At 71.5% G+C, this 18768-nt stretch carries 18 protein-coding genes; 7 read left to right on the top strand and 11 right to left on the bottom strand.

Features of this window, described 5'->3' with window-relative positions:
- Positions 1-24: 24 nt before the first annotated feature.
- The 5 genes from ACIPC1_RS39020 to ACIPC1_RS39000 all read right to left on the bottom strand — a co-directional run bounded on the left by ACIPC1_RS39020 (position 25) and on the right by ACIPC1_RS39000 (position 5405).
- A complete protein-coding gene (locus tag ACIPC1_RS39020; protein ID WP_402526210.1) occupies positions 25-882 on the bottom strand; it encodes an SGNH/GDSL hydrolase family protein in 858 nt (285 codons plus the stop codon).
- On the bottom strand, positions 879-2033 hold the full coding sequence (locus tag ACIPC1_RS39015) for a glycosyltransferase (protein ID WP_402526207.1): 1155 nt from the start codon (positions 2031-2033) through the stop codon (positions 879-881). Before ACIPC1_RS39015 ends, ACIPC1_RS39020 begins: the two co-directional genes overlap by 4 nt.
- A complete protein-coding gene (locus tag ACIPC1_RS39010) occupies positions 2030-3154 on the bottom strand; it encodes a glycosyltransferase family 4 protein (RefSeq protein ID WP_384389849.1) in 1125 nt (374 codons plus the stop codon). The genes ACIPC1_RS39015 and ACIPC1_RS39010 overlap by 4 nt, the downstream gene beginning before the upstream one ends.
- Positions 3155-3293: 139 nt before the next feature.
- Entirely contained in the window at positions 3294-4712 is a 1419-nt protein-coding gene (locus ACIPC1_RS39005; protein WP_402526205.1) for a HEAT repeat domain-containing protein, read from the bottom strand.
- A 300-nt stretch (positions 4713-5012) separates the two neighbouring features.
- The gene (locus tag ACIPC1_RS39000; RefSeq protein ID WP_384389843.1) at positions 5013-5405 is read right to left on the bottom strand and encodes an ankyrin repeat domain-containing protein; all 393 of its coding nucleotides are present in this window, start codon (positions 5403-5405) and stop codon (positions 5013-5015) included.
- Positions 5406-5664: 259 nt separating this feature from the next.
- Here ACIPC1_RS39000 and ACIPC1_RS38995 point away from each other — a divergent pair, with 259 nt between their 5' ends.
- Both ACIPC1_RS38995 and ACIPC1_RS38990 read left to right on the top strand, forming a co-directional pair.
- Positions 5665-5859, top strand: coding sequence for a hypothetical protein (locus tag ACIPC1_RS38995; protein ID WP_266824614.1), 195 nt, complete (start codon positions 5665-5667; stop codon positions 5857-5859).
- A gap of 37 nt (positions 5860-5896) precedes the next feature.
- On the top strand, positions 5897-7441 hold the full coding sequence (locus ACIPC1_RS38990) for a hypothetical protein (protein ID WP_402526201.1): 1545 nt from the start codon (positions 5897-5899) through the stop codon (positions 7439-7441).
- 97 nt (positions 7442-7538) lie between these two features.
- Here the strand turns inward: ACIPC1_RS38990 and ACIPC1_RS38985 are convergent, their stop codons facing one another.
- Complete coding sequence (locus tag ACIPC1_RS38985; protein WP_402526198.1) at positions 7539-9038, bottom strand: PLP-dependent aminotransferase family protein; 1500 nt, start codon at positions 9036-9038, stop codon at positions 7539-7541.
- 102 nt (positions 9039-9140) lie between these two features.
- Between ACIPC1_RS38985 and ACIPC1_RS38980 the strand changes: the two genes are divergently transcribed.
- From ACIPC1_RS38980 to ACIPC1_RS38965, 4 genes are all read left to right on the top strand, one after another.
- Positions 9141-9827, top strand: a complete 687-nt coding sequence (locus tag ACIPC1_RS38980; RefSeq protein WP_402526196.1) for a YitT family protein — start codon at positions 9141-9143, stop codon at positions 9825-9827.
- A complete protein-coding gene (locus ACIPC1_RS38975) occupies positions 9824-10591 on the top strand; it encodes a glycerophosphodiester phosphodiesterase (protein WP_402526194.1) in 768 nt (255 codons plus the stop codon). Before ACIPC1_RS38980 ends, ACIPC1_RS38975 begins: the two co-directional genes overlap by 4 nt.
- A gap of 39 nt (positions 10592-10630) precedes the next feature.
- Positions 10631-11980: an MFS transporter gene (locus tag ACIPC1_RS38970; protein ID WP_402526192.1), complete on the top strand. Its 1350-nt coding sequence runs from the start codon at positions 10631-10633 to the stop codon at positions 11978-11980.
- Between the two features lie 254 nt (positions 11981-12234).
- Entirely contained in the window at positions 12235-12609 is a 375-nt protein-coding gene (locus tag ACIPC1_RS38965; protein ID WP_164314920.1) for an RNA polymerase-binding protein RbpA, read from the top strand.
- 161 nt (positions 12610-12770) lie between these two features.
- On the opposite strand, the gene fxsA is transcribed toward ACIPC1_RS38965, so the two are convergent.
- The 4 genes from fxsA to ACIPC1_RS38945 all read right to left on the bottom strand — a co-directional run bounded on the left by fxsA (position 12771) and on the right by ACIPC1_RS38945 (position 16929).
- Positions 12771-13349, bottom strand: coding sequence for an FxsA family membrane protein (gene fxsA / locus ACIPC1_RS38960; protein WP_402526189.1), 579 nt, complete (start codon positions 13347-13349; stop codon positions 12771-12773).
- A 143-nt stretch (positions 13350-13492) separates the two neighbouring features.
- Positions 13493-14284, bottom strand: a complete 792-nt coding sequence (locus ACIPC1_RS38955) for a polyprenol monophosphomannose synthase (protein ID WP_402526187.1) — start codon at positions 14282-14284, stop codon at positions 13493-13495.
- 543 nt (positions 14285-14827) lie between these two features.
- Positions 14828-16441 (bottom strand): amidohydrolase, encoded by a 1614-nt coding sequence (locus tag ACIPC1_RS38950; RefSeq protein ID WP_402526185.1) that lies wholly within the window; start codon positions 16439-16441, stop codon positions 14828-14830.
- Between the two features lie 47 nt (positions 16442-16488).
- Positions 16489-16929, bottom strand: a complete 441-nt coding sequence (locus ACIPC1_RS38945) for an Lrp/AsnC family transcriptional regulator (RefSeq protein WP_189188097.1) — start codon at positions 16927-16929, stop codon at positions 16489-16491.
- A gap of 266 nt (positions 16930-17195) precedes the next feature.
- On the opposite strand from ACIPC1_RS38945, the gene ACIPC1_RS38940 reads away from it, so the two are divergent.
- Positions 17196-17633 (top strand): hypothetical protein, encoded by a 438-nt coding sequence (locus tag ACIPC1_RS38940; RefSeq protein WP_402526182.1) that lies wholly within the window; start codon positions 17196-17198, stop codon positions 17631-17633.
- 31 nt (positions 17634-17664) lie between these two features.
- Here ACIPC1_RS38940 and ACIPC1_RS38935 read toward each other — a convergent pair whose 3' ends face one another.
- Positions 17665-18759 (bottom strand): phosphotransferase family protein, encoded by a 1095-nt coding sequence (locus ACIPC1_RS38935; protein ID WP_402526179.1) that lies wholly within the window; start codon positions 18757-18759, stop codon positions 17665-17667.
- Positions 18760-18768: the final 9 nt, after the last annotated feature.

The raw sequence follows: 18768 nt of genomic DNA, 5'->3' as shown, positions 1-18768 counted from the left end.
GCGGCCTGAGGGGAAGCCGAGCCGTCACGCCGGGTCCGGCTGGTGTTCGGTCACCGACAGGGCGGCCAGGGCGGCGGCCACGGCGTGCGAGGCGCTCAGGTCGAGGCGTGCGCTGGTACCGCGCGCCTTGTGGCGTACTTCGGCGGCGGCGAGCGTGAGCAACTGCGGCAGCAGGTCCGTGCACCGCCGGGCGACCCACCCGGTTCCGGCGGTGGCCAGCCACCAGAGGCTCGCCGACCGCGTGGGCGCGGGGAACTCGGCCTCGGCAGGGGGCTGGACACCGGTGGCGATGCCCTGCTCCGCGAGCAGCGCGTGGAACCGGAGCGCGAGCGCCCGGTGTCCCTGCTCCCCCGGGTGCAGTTTGTCCGCGCTCCACATCGCGGGGTCCTTCAGCCAGTCCTCCTCGGCGGCGTGCAGATGCAGCGCCCCGTGCCGCTCGGACAGGGCGTGCACGACCGCGTTGACGGCCCGTTGCCGCCGGGCCAGCGGCCGCGCCAACGCACCCGGCAGCCCGAGCATGTAGCCGGGGTCCGGGAGACAGGCCGTCATCACCACCGCTCCCTGGGCCCGGAACGCCGAGTACACCCTGTCGAGCCGGGCGGCCACGGAGTGGATGTCGAAGGTGTACCGCAGGGTGTCGTTGACCCCTATGACGACGGACACCACGTCAGGGCCCAGGGCCGTCGCCTCGGGCGTCTGACGCTCCAGGACGTCCCGCGTCTGGGCGCCGCTGACCGCCAGGTTGACGAACTCCACGGGTACGTCCCCCGGAGCGAGCCCCTGCGCGAGCAGTGCGGCCCACCCCCGCCATGTCCCGCCGACGGGGTCGCCCACCCCTTCCGTCAGCGAGTCCCCGAGGGCCACGAAACGAAGCGGTCTCATCCCAAGCCCTCCTGAAGGCGCGGCCGCACCTCGACCACCGCGTCGTGCGCGGCGAGGAAGCCCTCTACGGCGGTGCTCCATCCGAAACACTCGGCACGCGCGCGTGCCGCCTGCCTGCGCTCACCCTCGGGACACCCCAGCAGCAGCCGCACCGCGTCCGCGAAGGAGTCCCCGTTGTCCGCGGCGGTGGCCCCGGCGGACCCGATGACCTCGGGCAGGGCGGACAGGGAGCTCGCCACCACCGGCGTACCGCAGGCCATCGCCTCCAGGGCGGCGAGCCCGAACGTCTCGGCGGGCCCGGGTGCCAGGCAGACGTCGGCAGAGGCCTGGAGCGCGCCGAGCGCGGCGCGGTCCGCGAGGTGTCCGAGGAAGGTGACAGGCAGCCTCCGCTCCCGGGCACGCTGTTCGAGCCGGGCGCGCAGCGGTCCGTCCCCGGCGACGACGAGGACCGCACGCTGTCCGCGCCGCAGCAGCGCCTCAAGACCGTCCAGCGCCGTACCCGGCCGCTTCTCGACGGACAGCCTGGAGCACATCACGAGCAGGGCCTGGTCCACGCGCGCGTAGCGGGCACGCACCGCGGGATCCCGCAGCGAGGGGTCGCGTCCCACCAGATCGACGCCCAGGGGAGCGCGTACGACATTGCGGGCGCCGATCCGGACGAACTCGCGCTCGGCGAATTCCGTGGTGCACACGACACGCGAATAGGTGTGTGCGGTACGCACGTTGAGGGCGTCGGCGGTGCGCCTGGCCATCCCCTCGGAGAGCCCCCAAGTCCGCAGCACGCCGTCGGCGGTCTCGTGCGAGACCATCACGGCGGGCACCCGGGCCCGCCGCGCCCAGACGCCGGTCCAGCGCAGGGTGGTCCGGTCGGAGACCTCCAGGCGGTCGGGTGCGAGCGACTCCAGGAGCCGGGCGACCCGCCGCTTGTCCGTGAGCACGCGATAGCCGCCGGTGCCGGGCAGCACCGGCCCGGGCAGTGTGATGACGCGCCCCTGTTCGGTCTCCCGGTCCGTGGCGCGCTCACCGGGGACGATGAGCACCGGCTCGTGTCCCGCGGCCAGGTAGCCGGTGCCCAGCTCACGCAGCGCGGTGCGCAGGCCACCGGAGGCGGGGGCGACGAAGTTGGCGAGCCGTACGATGCGCAGGCTCATGCCGCCACCGCCGTCCGTGCGGAGAGCACGTCGCTGTAGTGCCCGATGAGCTGATCGCCGACGGCGGCCCAGGTGCGGCCCTCGACCATGTTCCGTCCCGCGGCGCCGTAGGCGGCCCGCAGTTCCGGATCGGCGGCCAGGGCCCACACGGCGTCGCGTACGGCGGTGGCGTCGCGCGGTGGCACCAGCAGCCCGGTACGCCCGTGGGCCACCAGGTCGAGCGGTCCGCCGGCGGCCGGCGCGACGACGGGCACCCCGCTGGCCATGGCCTCCTGCACGGTCTGGCAGAAGGTCTCGAAGGGGCCGGTGTGCGCGAAGACGTCCAGCGAGGCGAAGATCCGGGCGAGTTCGTCACCCGTGCGACGCCCGAGGAAGACGGCGCCGGGCAGCTGCTCGGTGAGGCCGGCCTGACTCGGTCCGTCGCCCACGATCACGAGACGCACGCCGTCCAGGCCGCACACCCCGGAGAGCAGTTCTACCTGCTTCTCGGGGGCGAGCCGGCCGACGTAACCGACGATCAGCTCACCGCCCGGCGCCAGCTCCCGGCGCATCGCCTCGTCCCGGCGGTCGGGACGGAAACGGTCGGTGTCCACACCACGCGCCCACAGCCGTACCCGGGGCACACCGTGTGACTCCAGGTCGTGCAGGGCCACGCTGGACGGGGCGAGCGTGCGGTCCGCGGCGGCGTGCACGGAGCGAATACGCCGCCACGCGGTGGCCTCGCCGGCACCCACGTACGTACGGGCGTATCCGGCGAGGTCGGTCTGGTAGACGGCGACGGCGGGGATGCCGAGCCGGGCGGCCGCGGCCATGCCGCGGACGCCGAGGATGAAGGGGCTGGCCAGGTGAACGATGTCCGCGCGGTGTTCGGTGATCGCCGCGGCGACGCGTCGGCTGGGGAGAGCGACGCGGACCTGGGGGTAGCCCGGGAGCGGAAGGGAGGGGATTCGGACGACAGGGCACGGCGCGGTGGCGTCGGGCCCGCTCCCGGCAGCGGTGGCCGGGGCGACGACGAGGGGAACGTGACCGCGATCGACGAGGTGCCGGGCGGTCTGAAGCGCGCAGTGAGCCACGCCGTTCACATCGGGGGGAAAGGATTCGGTCACGATGACGACACGCATACCCGTGTTCTCGCCCCGCTGGACGTGCCCGCGTCAACGTGGATCTTTCCGTACGGGGAACGTCCCATGAGCGTTGAACTCCGCACCCGTCCAGGTCAGCCCGCGTCCACGACTTCCCGGCCCATGGGTCACCGAACGTTCATACGGCGGGCATGTCCGGCCCGATTCTGCTCCGTACCGCCGTCTGCACTTCGGCCTCCTCGGCCGGATCCGCCGCCAGCCTGCGCAACTGGTCCACCACACGTGCGTCACCGGTCTCGGCATGCCGTGCGGCGACCTCGCGGGTGGTCTCCTCGCAGTCCCACAGGCACTCGACGGCGAAGCCTGCGGGGAAGGACGGATCGGTGGCGGCGAGCGCGCGGGCGGCGCGCCCGCGCAGATGGGACGAGGCGGTCTCGCGGTACACATGTCGCAGGACGGGTGCGGCGCAGATGATGCCGAGCCGCCCGGCCCCGTCGACGAGGGTGCACAGTGCCGGGGCGTCGGGGCCCTCGCCCCGTACGGCTTCGCGCAGCGCGCCCAGCACCAGCTCGCTGTCCTGCGTACCGCCCCGGCAGGCGAGCATCCGGCCCGCGGCGGCCCCCAGGGGATCTGGTCGGTGGGCCCAGTTTCGTGCCCGGTCGACGGCGGCGAGACTCCGCATCCGCTCGAAGGCCTCGACGGCGGCCTCGGCCACTGTCGGCGAACCGGCGGCCGCGGCACCCTCGATCAGGTCGAGAGCGTCCGGGTCATTGCTGTCGGCGAGATAGCGCAAGGCCGTGCAGCGGGCCCCGTCGTCGCCACCACGGGCGGCCTCGACGATCTCGGGCCGGTCCTCGGGGCCTGCGACGGCGCTGAGGCAGCGGGCGGCCGGGACATGGAGCGCGGCTCCGCGTTCGATGCCCTGCTGGGCCCACTCGAAGACGGCCTGCACGCTCCACCCCGGGCGGGGCCCGGCCGGTCGCATCTGGCGCTGCCAACGGTCGAAGGAGCCCTGTTCCTGGGCGGCACGCACACGCGTGCCGATGGATTCGCGCGGATCGTCGGCCCACAGCCGCCAGGGCCGTGGTTCGAACGCGTCGCGCACGGTGGCGGCGAGCGCGGCCTCGCCCTCGGCGTCGGCCGGGAAGCGGGCGAGCACGGGTGCGGCGAGGGCCCGCAGGCCCGCGTCGTCATCGCGCAGGGCCAGCTCGTCCAGGGCCCAGGCCCAGTTGGTGCCGGAGGCGGCGTACCTGCGCAGCAGTTCGAGCGCGTCCCGCCTGCCGTACGAGGCGAGGTGTCCGAGGACCGCCAGCGCGAGCCCGGTACGGGAGTCGCAGTCGTCGAGAACGTCCTCGGCGTCGAAGAGGTGCCGCTCGATCTCGTCGAGCTCACCGCTCACGTCGAGGTAGAGACGGGCGTAGTAGAGGGAGCGGTTCTCCACCTGCCAGTCGTGGCGGGGGTCGCGCAGCACACAGTGGTTCAGCGCCGCGAGCGCCTCGGCGCGCGGTGCGGTGAGCGCGTGCAGCGTGCCGTCGCCGCGACCCCTCTGAAGCAGGCCGAGCAGCGTACCGCTGGGCGCTATGACCGGATCGAACATGGGAAACAGCCTCACATCAAGCGTCGACGCAACCGGGATCCTGCATTACCTGGCCACGTGACAACACGTCGGAGCGCCCGCCGTCTCTTGCTTGCTGAAGACCATCTTCCTCTGCCTCTCGTCGGTGGCCCATGCGGGCCGCGTCACGGCCCGCGCGGTGCGGCAACACCTGCCCAGCCATCACGTCCGTGAATCACGACGTCATGATGACCCAGCGGTTCTTCCCGCCGCGACCGCATTTCCGGCGGCCCCGCTCCGCCTCCCCCATTTTCTTCGTTTCGCCTGTTCAGGGCGTTGAAGTCATCGTGTACCGAACAACTCGAGCAGCTCGGTCTTGCCGAACATCCGGGCCGTGTCGACGGCCGAGGGCGTGCCCGCGGCCGGATCGGCGCCGCCGTCCAGGAGCGCCCGGATCACCGCCTCCTCGCCCTTGAAGACGGCCCCCGCGAGCGGCGTCTGCCCCCGGTCGTTGATGCGGTCCGCCTCGGCGCCCCGCGTCAGCAGGGCGCGTACGGCGTCGGCGTGGCCGTGGTAGGCGGCGAGCATCACGAGCGAGTCACCGCGGTCGTTGGTGAGGTTGGCGGGAACGCCCGCGTCGACGTACGCGACGAGCGCCTCGGTCTCGCCACGGCGCGCCAGATCGAAGATCTTGGTCGCCAGCTCCACGACATCCGGGTCGGGGGCTTCACTCATCGGCCGGACCGCCTCTCACTGCAACCGTTCGGGTGAATCGCCAGCGTACTGGCTCCGGCGGTACATGACCGGCACCGTCTGCGGCAAAGATCACAACGGATTTCCCGGCTGCGACGGGCCTGCTCAGGCGGCCTGCACGGCTCCACCATTCGGGTGAAATCTAGGGGAATTCACCCCATTGCACCTTTTGTCGTATGGATACATGCTGTGATCCTGGAAGAACTCATGGTGACTGTCCCCACGAACCAGGAGAGCTCAAATGATTCTGTCCATCTCAGGCGTCGTCCTCCTCGGCATCATCGTCTTCCTCTTCTTCAAGAAGGACGGGCTCAAGGGGTCGCATGCCTTTGTGGCCGCGCTGTTCGGGTTCTACCTGGCGAGCACGGCCATCGCTCCGAGCATCAAGGCCGGCGGGGAGAGCCTTGCGGGTCTCCTCGGCGGGATCAAGTTCTGACATCCCTCCCTCTCGCACGCACCATCAGGAGACAGCAGTGGCCCGGCGCCCTCTCCCCCGCATTCTGAGCAACGGCAGCGCACAGATCGCCCGAAGCCGGGATCTGGCCCGGACGGCAGCCGACAGCGCCACCGACGTCCTCCACCCGCTGATCACGATCACTCGTGGACTGCGCCGGCTGGCGGCTGCCGGGCGGCGCAGGTGGGCGGACACGCCCAAGGACCGGCGCGGGCCACTGCTGTTCCTGGTGGCCTCGGTGGTCCTGGTCGTGGCGCTGGTGCCGTACGGACCGCTGTTCGCCGTCATCACACTGATGGCGGCGGCAGCCTGGGCGGGCCGCGAACGCGCCGCGCCGGAGCCGACGGGCCCCGACGACTCGCAGACCCAGCGCCTCCAGTCGCTGTACGAGGCCCTGGTCCCGTACTTCTCCGCGGCCGAGGACCCCGCTCCCCTCTATGCCCACGGCGGCGACTGGGAGAAGGCCTTCTCGTCGTACGACTTCGACGACGACGGACGCGTCTCCCAGCTCCACCTCCGCTACCCGGCGTACTTCACCGACGGAGAGGCGGAGTCCCGCGCCCGGATCGAGCAGCTCCTGCATGCCAAGTCCGGCCGCGGCCGTGAGTACCACTTCGAGTGGGACGAAGAGGGCAACGAGCTGAGGATCACGGTCCTTTCGCCGCTCCCCACGGACATCGCCGCCCAGCGGTTCGTGACGGCCCCCGGCGAGACGGTCCTCGGCTTCACCGACCCCGCCGACGTCCAGCGCACGCTCCCCCTCACCTACGGTGATCAACAGCGTGACGTCCCCCCGGTCGTCTGGCGCACCGGGGTCCGCTCCACGGAGCCACATCTCCTTGTCGCGGGCGAACCGGGCAGCGGTACCACCACACTCCTGCGCTCGATCGCCCTGCAGTGCCTCCAGTACGGCGATGTCGTGATCGTCGAGGGCGCGGGCACCGGCGAGTACGCGTGCCTGACCGGCCGCCAGGGTGTCCTGGCCGTCGAGTGCGGGCTCGCCGGGGCACTCGCAAGCCTGGAGTGGGCCGCTCACGAGACGGAGCGGCGTCTCATCGCCGCGAACCGCGCCCGGCAGGCGGGCCAGGCCGCGCCGGACGACACCAAGCACCCGCTGTGGATCCTGCTCGACCGCCCGAGCGCGCTGGGGCACTTCGCCGCCGTCGACGGCCGCAACGACCCCCAGTCACTCCTCCAGGTCCCCCTGCGCCATGGCCGTGCGGCCGGTGTCACGGTCGTCGTGGCCGAGCACTTCGAGAGCCTCGACTCCCTCAGCGACGCCGTCCGCCAGCACACCCGCGCGCGCGTGGTGCTCGGTCCCGCGTCCCCCACCCAGCTGGAAACGGTCCTCGGCGCACCCCCGCACACCACCCCCACCCGCGCCGTACCCCCCGGCCGCGGCTACGCCCGCCTCGGCACCGGCCCCGTCCTCCGCCTCCAGGTCCCGGCCACCCCGGACCCCGACGACGACGCGACCAGCGAGACCCACCGCAGGGCAGTCCTGGACCTGCTCCCGGAGCGAACGATCCCGGCGGAGGCCGAGATCAGCCCGTCCGGCGTCTGAGGACGAGCCCTTCGGGCGAACGGGGGTCTGGGGGCGCCACCCCCAGGTACGGGAACAGGCAGGGGCGGAGGGGGCGAAAACCCTCCGCCCCTGCGCGCTAAGCCACGAACGTCCGAGGCGCCTCGCTCCCCGAGGCACCGCCCTCCACCAGCCGCGCCGCCGCAGCAAGCCTCACCGCAGCCTCCTCCGCCACCGCACCCCCGACGGTGAACGGCAACCGCACATACCCCTCGAAGGCGCCATCCACCCCGAACCGCGGCCCGGACGGCACCCGGACCCCCACCCGCTCCCCCACCTCGGCGAGCCGCGACCCGGACAGCCCACCGGTCCGTACCCACAAGGTGAGACCACCCCGCGGCACCGCGAACTCCCACTCGGGCAGCTCACGCCGTACGGCAGCGACGAGGGCGTCCCGGTTCTCCCGGGCCTGCGTCCGCCGGATCTCCACCGCCTGCTCCCAGCCTCCGGTGCTGAGCAGCCAGTTCACGGCCAGTTGCTCCACTACGGGCGTGCCCAGGTCGGCGTACGCGCGCGCGGCGACCAGGCTGCGGATCACGTCGGGAGCGGCCCGCACCCACCCGATCCGCATCCCGGCCCAGAAGGCCTTGCTGGCGGATCCGACCGTGATGACGGTGGACCCGGCGGGGTCGAAGCTGCACACGGGACGGGGCATGGCCGATCCGTCCTCGTCCAGGCGGAGTTCGCTCATCGTCTCGTCCACGACGAGCACGGTCCCCGCAGACCTGGCCGCGTCCACCAGCACGCGCCGCCGGTCCTCGTCGGCAAGGGCGCCCGTCGGGTTGTGGAAGTCGGCGACGACATACGCGAGCCGGGGCGCCGAGTCACGCAGGACCTGTCGCCAGCGGTCCATGTCCCAGCCGGCGAGCCCCTCGGCCATGGCGACGGGCACCAGCCGGGCCCCGGCCTCGCGCATCAGCTGAAGGATGTTGGCGTACGAGGGCGACTCGACGGCGATCCGTTCGCCGCGCCCGGCGAAGAGATGGCAGATCGCGTCCATCGCCCCCATCGCCCCGGTGGTCACCATGATCTGTTCGGGCATGGTCGGAATGCCGCGCGCGGTGTACCGCTCGGCGAGCATCGAACGCAGCGCGGGCAGCCCGGCGGGATAGTCGCCGTGGGTGTGCGCGTAGGGCGGCAGTTCCTCCAGCGCGCCCTGGACGGCCCGGGTGAGCCATGGCTCGGGTGCGGGCAGCGCCGCGCAGCCGAGGTCGATCATGGATCCGAGGGCCTCGGGAGGCAGCGGCTCGAGTCCGCGCGCGGGCAACGGATTGCCCGCGGGCACGGCGGTCCAGCTGCCCGCTCCGCGACGGGACTCCAGGAACCCCTCGGACCGCAGCGCCTCATAGGCCGCGGCGACCGTCGTACGGCTGACGGACAGGGACAGCGCGAGCTCCCGCTCGGCGGGCAGCCGCGCGGCGACCGGCACCCGCCCTTCGAGCACGAGGAGCCGGATGCCGTCGGCGAGCGCGCGATAGGCGGGCGGGCGACGGGAACCGGGCCCCGCGGGGCGCTCCTGCTGGGAGTGGAGCAGCCGGGCGAGCTGAGCGGCACCCACCGCCGAAGTCCACTGAGTCATGATTCCCAGTCCACCTTCCCCGAATTGGCCATGGATGCGATGACTTCTCAAGCCACAGAGTGACACGGGTCAGGCCACGACGACCAATACAGGGGGCTCCTCTTGTCCACGCGCACCACCCGCTCGGAACCCGGACTCCTTGCCCCCCGACGCTTCCCGCGCCGGCTCGTCCAGCTGTACGTCGGCCTGGCGCTGTACGGCGCGAGCTCGGCCCTGCTCGTGGAGTCGGGTCTCGGGCTGGAGCCCTGGAACGTACTGCACCAGGGTCTCGCCGAGCTGACCGGTCTGACGATCGGCGTGGTGTCGATCTTCGTGGGCGCGGCGGTGCTGCTCCTGTGGATCCCGCTGCGCCAGCGCCCGGGCCTGGGTACGGTCTCCAACGTCTTCGTGGTCGGCATCGCCATGGACGGCTCACTCACCCTCCTGCCCGACGCCCACATCCTGGCCGTACGGATTCCCCTTCTCGTGGCGGGCATCGTGCTGAACGGCGCGGCGACCGGCCTCTACCTCAGCGCGCGGTTCGGTCCAGGGCCGCGCGACGGCCTGATGACGGGCCTGCACCAGCTCACCGGCCGCTCGATCCGCCTGATGCGCACGGCCATCGAGGGGGCAGTCGTCGCGACCGGGTTCGCCCTCGGCGGCACGGTCGGAGTCGGCACGGTCCTGTACGCGATCGCGATCGGCCCGCTCGCCCAGTTCTTCCTGCGTGTGTTCGCCGTCCCCACGGCACCGGGCGGCAGCACGGTCGTTGCCGCCGGGCAACCGGAGCGCGCCACACTTTCCGGGTGAGCACGCGCATACGTCACCCGTATCTCGACCACCCCGGCCCGATCGCCTTCGCACACCGGGGCGGAGCGGCGGACGGTCTGGAGAACACCCTGGCCCAGTTCCGGCGGGCGGTGGAGGCGGGCTACCGCTACATCGAGACGGACGTCCACGCGACGGCGGACGGCAAGCTCGTCGCCTTCCACGACTCGACCCTGGACCGGGTCACGGACGGAGCGGGCCGGATCGCGGACCTCCCGTGGGAGGACGTGCGCCACGCGCGCGTGGCCGGCAAGGAACCGGTGCCCCTCTTCGAGGAGCTGCTCGAAACCTTCCCCGAGGTGCGCTGGAACGTCGACATCAAGGCCGAACCCGCCCTGCATCCCCTGCTCAATCTGATCGGCCGCACCGACGCCTGGGACCGCGTCTGCGTCGGCTCGTTCTCCGAGGCGCGCGTCTTCCGCGCCCAGCGCCTGGCCGGACCGCGCCTGGCCACCTCGTACGGCACCCGGGGCGTCCTGGGGCTGCGGTTGCGCTCGTACGGCATACCGGCCGCGGTGCGCGGCTCGGCGATCGCCGCCCAGGTGCCCGTGTCCCAGTCGGGTGTGCCGGTGGTCGACCGGCGCTTCCTGCGTGCCGCCCACGCGCGCGGGCTACAGGTCCACGTGTGGACGGTCAACGAGGCGGATCGTATGCACCGGCTCCTGGACCTGGGAGTCGATGGCATCATGACCGATCACATCGACACGCTGCGCAGCGTCCTGGAGGACCGGGGCACCTGGGTCTGAGCCCCGCGCGGTCCGTTCACGGGGAAGCGAGGAGCGCGGGTGGACACTGACACCGTGCGTGCAGAGGCGACCGACGAGGCCGCCGGGCGGCGGCGCGAGCAGCACGGCTGGTACATGTACGACTGGGCGTGCTCCGTCTACTCGACGAGCGTGCTCACCGTGTTCCTCGGCCCCTATCTGACATCGGTCGCCGAGGCGGCGGCGGACCCGGACGGTTTCGTGCATCCCCTGGGGATCCCGATCCGCGCCGGTTCCTTCTTCGCGTACGCGGTCTCGGCGTCCGTCATCCTGTCGATCTTCGTGATGCCGATGGCGGGCGCGGCCGCCGACCGCACGGGCCGCAAGAAGCCGCTGCTCGCGGCCGCCGCCTATGTGGGTGCCGCGGCCACCACCGGCATGTTCTTCCTGGCCGGCGACCGCTATCTGCTGGGCGGACTGCTGCTGATCGTCGCCAACGCCTCGGTGGCCGTGTCGATGGTCGTCTACAACTCCTACCTGCCGCAGATCGCCCCGCCCGCGGAGCGTGACGCGGTCTCGTCCCGGGGCTGGGCCTTCGGTTACGCGGCGGGCTCACTGGTCCTGGTCGCGAACCTGATCCTGTTCACGGCCCACGACAGTTTCGGCCTCTCGGAGTCGATGGCGGTGCGCATCTGTCTCGCCTCGGCGGGCATCTGGTGGGGGGCCTTCACCCTCGTACCGCTCAAGCGCCTGCGCGATCGCCGTACAGCTCCCACCGGGACGGCGTCCGTGCACGGATGGCGGCAACTGGCCGCCACCGTGCGCGACATGCGCGGCAAACCCCTCACCCTCTCCTTCCTGCTCGCGTACCTCATCTACAACGACGGCATCCAGACGGTCATCTCCCAGGCCTCGATCTACGGATCGCAGGAACTGGGCCTCGGCCAGTCGACACTGATCGTCGCCATCCTGCTGGTGCAGGTGCTGGCGGTGGCGGGCGCCCTGGGCATGGGCCGTCTGGCGCGCAGATACGGCGCGAAACGTACGATCCTCGGCTCGCTCGTCGCCTGGACCGTGACGCTCTGCGCCGGGTATTTCCTGCCCGCCGGCGCGCCCGTCGGGTTCTTCGTCCTGGCCGCCGGCATCGGGCTCGTCCTGGGCGGCAGCCAGGCACTTTCCCGCTCCCTGTTCTCGCATCTCGTGCCGAGCGGCAAGGAGGCCGAGTACTTCTCCGCCTACGAGATGAGCGACCGTGGCATGAGCTGGCTGGGCCCACTCCTGTTCGGGCTCACCTACCAGCTGACCGGAAGTTATCGGGACGCGATCATCTCGTTGGTGGCCTTCTTCGTCATCGGGTTCGTGCTGCTCGCGAGGGTGCCGGTGCGACAGGCGATACGCGACGCGGGGAATCCCGTACCCGACAGGATTTAGCGCCGGAGGCCAAAGGCCGGTAGTGTACGCGTTTGGCCTGCCAGGCGTACCGTTACTGCGCGTCAAGATACTGAAACGCCGGGTTACATCTGCTCTCAGATGTGACAAAGCGGGCGCAGGTGGGTACAACAAGGGGCGGCTACGACGGCGACGCATGACCCGGAACGGGAATCTTTACCGCCGACCGGACGTTGACCGGATGACGACGACAGCGACACCTGTCCTGTGGGCGACAAGCCCGGGAGGCACGATTCATGAGTGAGCGAGCTCTTCGCGGTACGCGCCTCGTGGTGACAAGCTACGAGACGGACCGCGGCATCGACCTGGCCCCGCGCCAGGCCGTGGAGTACGCATGCGAGAAGGGACATCGCTTTGAGATGCCCTTCTCGGTCGAGGCGGAGATCCCGTCCGAGTGGGAGTGCAAGGTCTGCGGGGCCCAGGCACTCCTGGTGGACGGCGACGGCCCTGAGGAAAAGAAGGCCAAGCCCGCGCGTACACATTGGGACATGCTGATGGAGCGACGCACCCGAGAGGAACTCGAAGAGGTCCTTGAGGAGCGTCTGGCGGTTCTGCGCTCCGGCGCGATGAACATCGCGGTACATCCGCGGGACAGCCGCAAGTCCGCGTAACCCCCGCCGGGGTTGGGTGGCATACACGAACGCACGCAGCCGCGGGCGCCGTACCTGACGGGTACGGGGTCTGCGGCTTTGTGCGTTTCGGGGACGGCCAGGGGTACGGGGGCCCGGCCGGGGTGCGGGGCCCTGGGGCTGTGGGGCCCAGGGCCCGCCACTCAGCCGTTCAGCGGCGGGCGCGGGCCCGGATCCTGCTGCCGGCCCGTGTCGTCCCTGATGACCTCGCCCTGGACGACCTTGCCGTCGGGGCGGTGCATCCGCGCCTGCTGGAAGGCGTCGCCCAGCGTGCCGGGAGGAGCCGCCGCGATCCTGCGCTCGATGGTCCGCTCGGCATAGCGGCTGAGGGCCTTCTGGACGGGCGGGATCAGGAGGAGGAGGCCGACGGCGTCGGAGAGCAGGCCGGGGATCATCAGGAGCAGGCCGCCGAGCATCATCAGCCCGTTGCCGTCGCCCTTTCCGGTCGCCACCGTGGGCGCCGCCCCGCTCTGCTGCTGTTGCAGCGTCTCGCTGAGGTTGCGGAAGGCACGGCGCCCGGCCCGCTTGATGACCACGGAGCCGAGGACGAAGGCCGCGACCAGCAGCAGAAGCACCGTGAAGCCGCTCGCCGCCCCCGCGACCACGGTCAGCAGCCAGATCTCCAGCACCAGCCACACGGCGACGCCGAGAGGCAGGAAGGTGCGCAGCCGCGAGCGCCGCGGGCGGGCGGGGTACGTGGGTGTCGGAGCGCCAGTCGTCATGTTCCCAGTGTGCCTGGAGGCGGCTCAGTACGGGATAAGCGGATGATCAACAGCACCTGTGAACCGGGAACGGAACCTGTGAGAGCCCGGGCGGGCGCAAGAAGCCGTACGACGGTCGAATCACCCCGGCGGGACGAATCGACTCAGAGGGACTTGCGCCCCGTGATCCGCCCGACCCGCTCCCCCACGCCCCACGTGGTGACCCGCCACAGGGCCTCGATCAGAATGTCCCGGCTCATCTTGGAGTCGCCGTGCTCCCGCTCGACGAAGGTGATCGGGACCTCGACGACGTGAAAGCCGGCCTTGACGGCGCGACGGGCCAGGTCGACCTGGAAGCAGTACCCCTGGGAGGCGACCTCGGTGAGGCCGAGGCCTTCGAGGGTCTCGCGACGGAAGGCCCGGTAGCCGCCGGTGACGTCGCGGATCGGCACGTCCAGCAGGACACGGGAGTACAGACTGCCGCCGCGTGAGATGAACTCGCGGGACTTGGGCCAGTTCACGACCCGCCCGCCCGGCACCCAGCGCGAGCCGAGCACGAGGTCGGCGCCCTTGAGGGCGGTCAGCAGACGGGGCAGCTCCTCGGGCTGGTGGGAGCCGTCGGCGTCCATCTCGACGAGTACGCCGTAGCCGTGCTCCATGCCCCAGCGGAAGCCCGCGAGATAGGCGGCGCCGAGGCCTTCCTTGCCCTTGCGGTGCAGCACCTGGACCTGCTCGTCCTCGACGGCCAGCTCGTCGGCGAGTTTCCCCGTGCCGTCGGGGCTGTTGTCGTCCGCCACGAGAACGTGCGCCTCGGGCACGGCGGTGCGCACCCGGCCGACGATCTTCTTGATGTTCTCGGCCTCGTTGAAGGTCGGAATGATCACCAAGGCCGGACCGAGCGGGCCGAACTGTCTCCCCTGGGCTTCCGCCGCCAGGGTCCCGTCGCCGTCGTTCACTGCTGCCCCTTCGAGTACGTACGCAGAAGTCCACCATAGTGGCCGCAACCTGCGCTGCCACGCCGTGGCGGTAGTACGGGGGTGTCGCTTCACCAAGAGGCGGGTAAGACCTGAACCCGCCCGGCGCAGCACGCGTGCTGCGGATCGGGGCCCGGCGCCCTTCGGGCCGACCAGGGACCCGCTGGCTGCGGGTCGACCGAAAGCCGTTGTCTACTGAACGTCCGGGCCCCACCCGGGTCACACCTGCCGACTTGTCGGAACGTTTCCCTCGCCTCTCGCTGCGTGGGTGCTGGGCCTGGCTCCCAGTGGTGGTGTGCCGGTGCGGCACACCGCCCCTGACCCAGCGGCGCTTCGAGGCCGCGCGGAAGTTCCCCGGTCGGACGTCCGGTGGTGGACCCGGCCGAACCTACCCGCCACCTGCGGCCCACTGTCAACAGCCGTTTGACCTGCGCTTTCTCCCTCAAACGCCTGGTCAGTGCGGAGGATGCGCAGGTCGCGCGACGGGGCGGCGGGCGGTGATCCGAGACGCGCCACCCCGGGACATCACTCGTTAGGCCGTACGAATACCGTCCGACCGCCCACCACGGTGCGCAGGCAGACGGGCAGGTCGTTCCCGGGGGTCAGATCCGGCAGCCCGGGGGTGCCGGAACGAGGATCGGTGGACCAGCGCGCGACCCGGTCGTCGGGGGCCTGCACGACGAGCTCCTCGGTGCGCCACACGGCGTAGTCCGCGGGCGCGCCCGGCACCAGGACACCCCCGTCGTCCCGTCCGACGGCCCGCCATCCACCGCGCGTATGCGCCGTGAACGCGGCGCGCACCGACACCCGGTGCTCGGGCGTGCGGTGGAAGGCGGCGGCGCGGACGGTGCCCCAAGGGTCGAGGGGCGTGACGGGGCTGTCGGAGCCGAAGGCGAGCGGCACGCCGGTGCGCAGCAGGGCCGCGAACGGGTTGAGCGTGCGGGCCCGCTCGGCGCCCAGGCGCTGGGCGTACATGCCGTCCTCGCCGCCCCACAGCGCGTCGAAGGCGGGCTGCACGGAGGCGGTGAGGCCGAGTTCGGCGAAGCCCGCGATCGTCTCGGGGGTGAGCATCTCGGCGTGCTCGACACGGTGTCTTGCGGCGCGTACGCGGGCGAGGCCGACCTTCTCGGCGGCGGAACGCACCCCTTCGACCACGGAGGCCACGGCGGCGTCCCCGATGGCGTGGAAGCCCGCCTGGAGGCCCGCCTCGGTGCACGCGACGACATGGGCGGCGACGGCCGCCGCGTCGAGGTAGGCGGTGCCGCTGTGGCCGGCGTCTGCGTACGGCTGGTGCAGACAGGCGGTGTACGAGCCGAGGGAGCCGTCCACGAACAGGTCACCGGCGGCGCCGACCGCGCCCAGGGCGCGCGCCTTGTCGACATCCTGCTCGGCCCAGTAGCCGACCACCCGCGGGCCGGGCTCCTCGGCGGCGAGCCGCAGCAGCCCGGTGAAGTCGTCCTCGGAGGAGATGTCCGGTCCCGCGCACTCGTGGACGGAGCCGATACCGAGCGAGGCGGCGCGGGCGAGCGCGGCGCGCTGGGCCCGGGTGCGCTGCTCCACGGTGATGGCGTCGAGGGCGGCCCCGCGGACGGCGTGGTGGGCGTCGCGGGTCAGCGGACCGTCCTGGTACCCGGCGCGTCCGGTGACCCCCGGCACGAGGTCCAGGAGCGCGCTGGTGACCACGGCGGAGTGCACGTCGATGCGGGAGAGGTACAGCGGACGTCCGCCGGTCGCCTCGTCGAGTTCGGTACGCGTCGGAGGACGTCCACCGGGCCAACGGGCCGCGTCCCAGCCGTGTCCGAGCAGGACCCGGTCGGCGGGGCGGGCGGCAGCGAAATCCCGTACGAGGGCGAGTGCCTCCTCCAGGGAGGGGGCGTCGGACAGGTCCAGGCCGGTGAGTGCGAGGCCGGTGGCGGTGGTGTGCACGTGTGCGTCGGTGAACGCCGGGGTGACCAGGGCGCCTTCGAGGTCCACGACCTCGTCGACCCCGTCGGCGAAGGCGTCGGCCGCGCCTTCCGAACCGACCCAGGCGACCTGCCCGCGTTCGACGACCATCGCGGTGGCGAAGGGATCGGCGGGACTGTGGACTTCTCCACCGCGCAGCAGCACGGTGTCCGACGAGGCGGTGCTCTCACTCATGGGGAACAGTTTCGCCCCTGCCGGCACCGGTCCCGTGCCGGGGTCCGTCAGATCCGGGGTGGCCGCGCCTCGTACGGCGTCGACAGCACCACCGTCGTCCGGGTCGACACCCCTGCCAGGCCGCGCAGCCGTGCGAGGAGTTCCTCCAGTTCGTGCGGGGTCGAGACCCGCACCTTGAGGATGTAGTTCTCGTCGCCCGCGACGCTGTGGCAGGCCTCGATCTCGGGCACGCCGGCGAGGCGTTCGGCGATGTCGTCGGGGGCGCTGGGGTCGAACGGCTTCACCGAGATGAAGGCCGTCAGGGGCAGCCCGACGGACTCCGGGTCCACGACCGCCGCATAGCCGCGGATGACACCGCGTTGCTCCAGTCGGCGCACCCGTTGGTGCACGGCAGACGTGGACAGGCCCGTGGCCTTGCCCAGGTCGGTGTAACTCATCCGCCCGTCCGCGACGAGCAGCTGTACGATCTGTCGGTCCAGCTCCTCCATGGCGCAGAACTTACAGGGCCCTTGATCCTCGCGGATACCTGAGCGGCGCAGGTCATACCCGGTTTGTGATGTGGCAGAGTTCGACCTGTGAGCCGGCCGGGGGACGAACCCACCGGGCCGGGCACCTGCGGGCGGCATGTGACGAACGCCACATAGTCGGAACCGGGTCCGTGATGTTCTCGTGATTACCGCAGAGACGGGGCGGGAAGTGCTTGCTGTGGTCGAGGTCGCAGCGCCTTGTCGGCCCACCCAAGGGGGAGAAGCCCATGCAGAGTCTTAAGCGCCCTGGTCGTACCGCACCCAAGCGGCAGCAGCCGGTCGTCGACTCCGAGCCGGAGGGCGTCGAATCAGACGCCCTGGACGGTGAGGAGTTCGACGCGTACGACACCTTCGAGATGTACCGGGTGATCTGCCCGGACTGCGCGCAGCCCATCGCGCTCCTGGCGGACGAAGAGATCCTTCCCGAGCACGCCCTGTGCGCCTCGCCGTGGAACCCGTTCGGGCTCACGGTCTGCACCGGCACGGGCCGGGCCGCGGACGACGCACAGCCCGCGGACGAAACCACGGAACCTCAGGAGCAGGACACCGCCCTGCTGTTGACGCTCCCTCAGGGCCTCGACTGGCGGACCCAGCCGTTCTCGCACGTCGGCGGCCCCAGCTCGCGCCCGATGCGGGTTCCCGAGATGCGGCGCCTGGCCGCCTGACCGTCTCGCGCGCGCCGCGGCTGACGCCCGGTCAACTCCAGTAGCTGCCCTGCACCATGGCCCGCAGGCTGCCGTGGTGCAGGATCAGTGTGTCCGGATCCCGGGGGACGACGACCTCACCGAAGTGTGCCTGGCGGTAGGCGATGCGCAGCATCACGATCGCGTGCCGCAGGGCGGCGTACAGCGTGTAGAAGTCCATGTCCCGCGGTGTGTGGCCGGTGAGTTCGGCATAGCGCCGCTCCACCCTGTCGCGGCGCAGGAAGTCGGGCAGTCCGGCCTGGCCGAAACTCACGGTGAGGTCCTGGAAGAAGCGGTGCAGATAGACGGTCCAGCCGAGGTCCACCTCGCGCGGGGCCGGTGCCGCCATCTCCCAGTCGAGGACGGCGACGGGTTCGAAGCCGTCGTAGATGACGTTCCCGATGCGCGCGTCGCCCCAGTTGAGCACCGTCTCGCCCTCGTCGCGGGGCCACAGCTCGTCGAGGCGGTCGAAGGCGCACTCGATGAGGGGCGAGCGTGACAGGCCGTCAACCACCCATGCGTAGTAGGCACGTTGGGCCTCGACGTGCCTACCGAGTGGGCTTCGACGGCCTTTCAGGGACAGGAATCCCGTCTCCTTCAAGGGGACTTGGTCGTGCAGTCGCGCCAGGAGTCCGACCGAGGCCGCCTCAAGGTGCCCGCGTTCCTCGTCACTTGCCGCGTGCAGCCAATTCCCTTCGTACGTATAGGGCATGACGTCCGGTGGCACCCGTCCCGCGATCCGTTCCATGACGAGGAACGGCGCCCCGAGCGGCCCCGGGTCCTCCTCCAGCCACAGCACGCTCGGCACCGGCAGGTCGGTGTGCTCGGCGACCAGGCGCATCGTGCGGTACTGCCGGGTCATGTCGTAGACGGGGAAGACCGTGTACGCCGCCGGGTCCGCGGCCAGTCTCAACGCGCAGGCGCGCAGGGGCGGTTCGGGGTGCTCGATGTCGAAGAGCAGGGTTTCGCTGGACATGCCGTTGGACGGGGGGACGGATACGTTCACCGCCCTGGCGCCGGGGAGGCGGGTGGCGAGCCAGCCCGTCAGCTTGCCGGTCAGCTCCTGGAGGTCGCGTGTCGTCGTACGTGGGCGGGGTGCCGTGGCCATCTCGCGCCC

It is taken from the genome of Streptomyces sp. NPDC087263, from assembly GCF_044744645.1.
Classification (GTDB): domain Bacteria; phylum Actinomycetota; class Actinomycetes; order Streptomycetales; family Streptomycetaceae; genus Streptomyces.
This window is presented reverse-complemented; position numbering and strand designations above follow the sequence as displayed.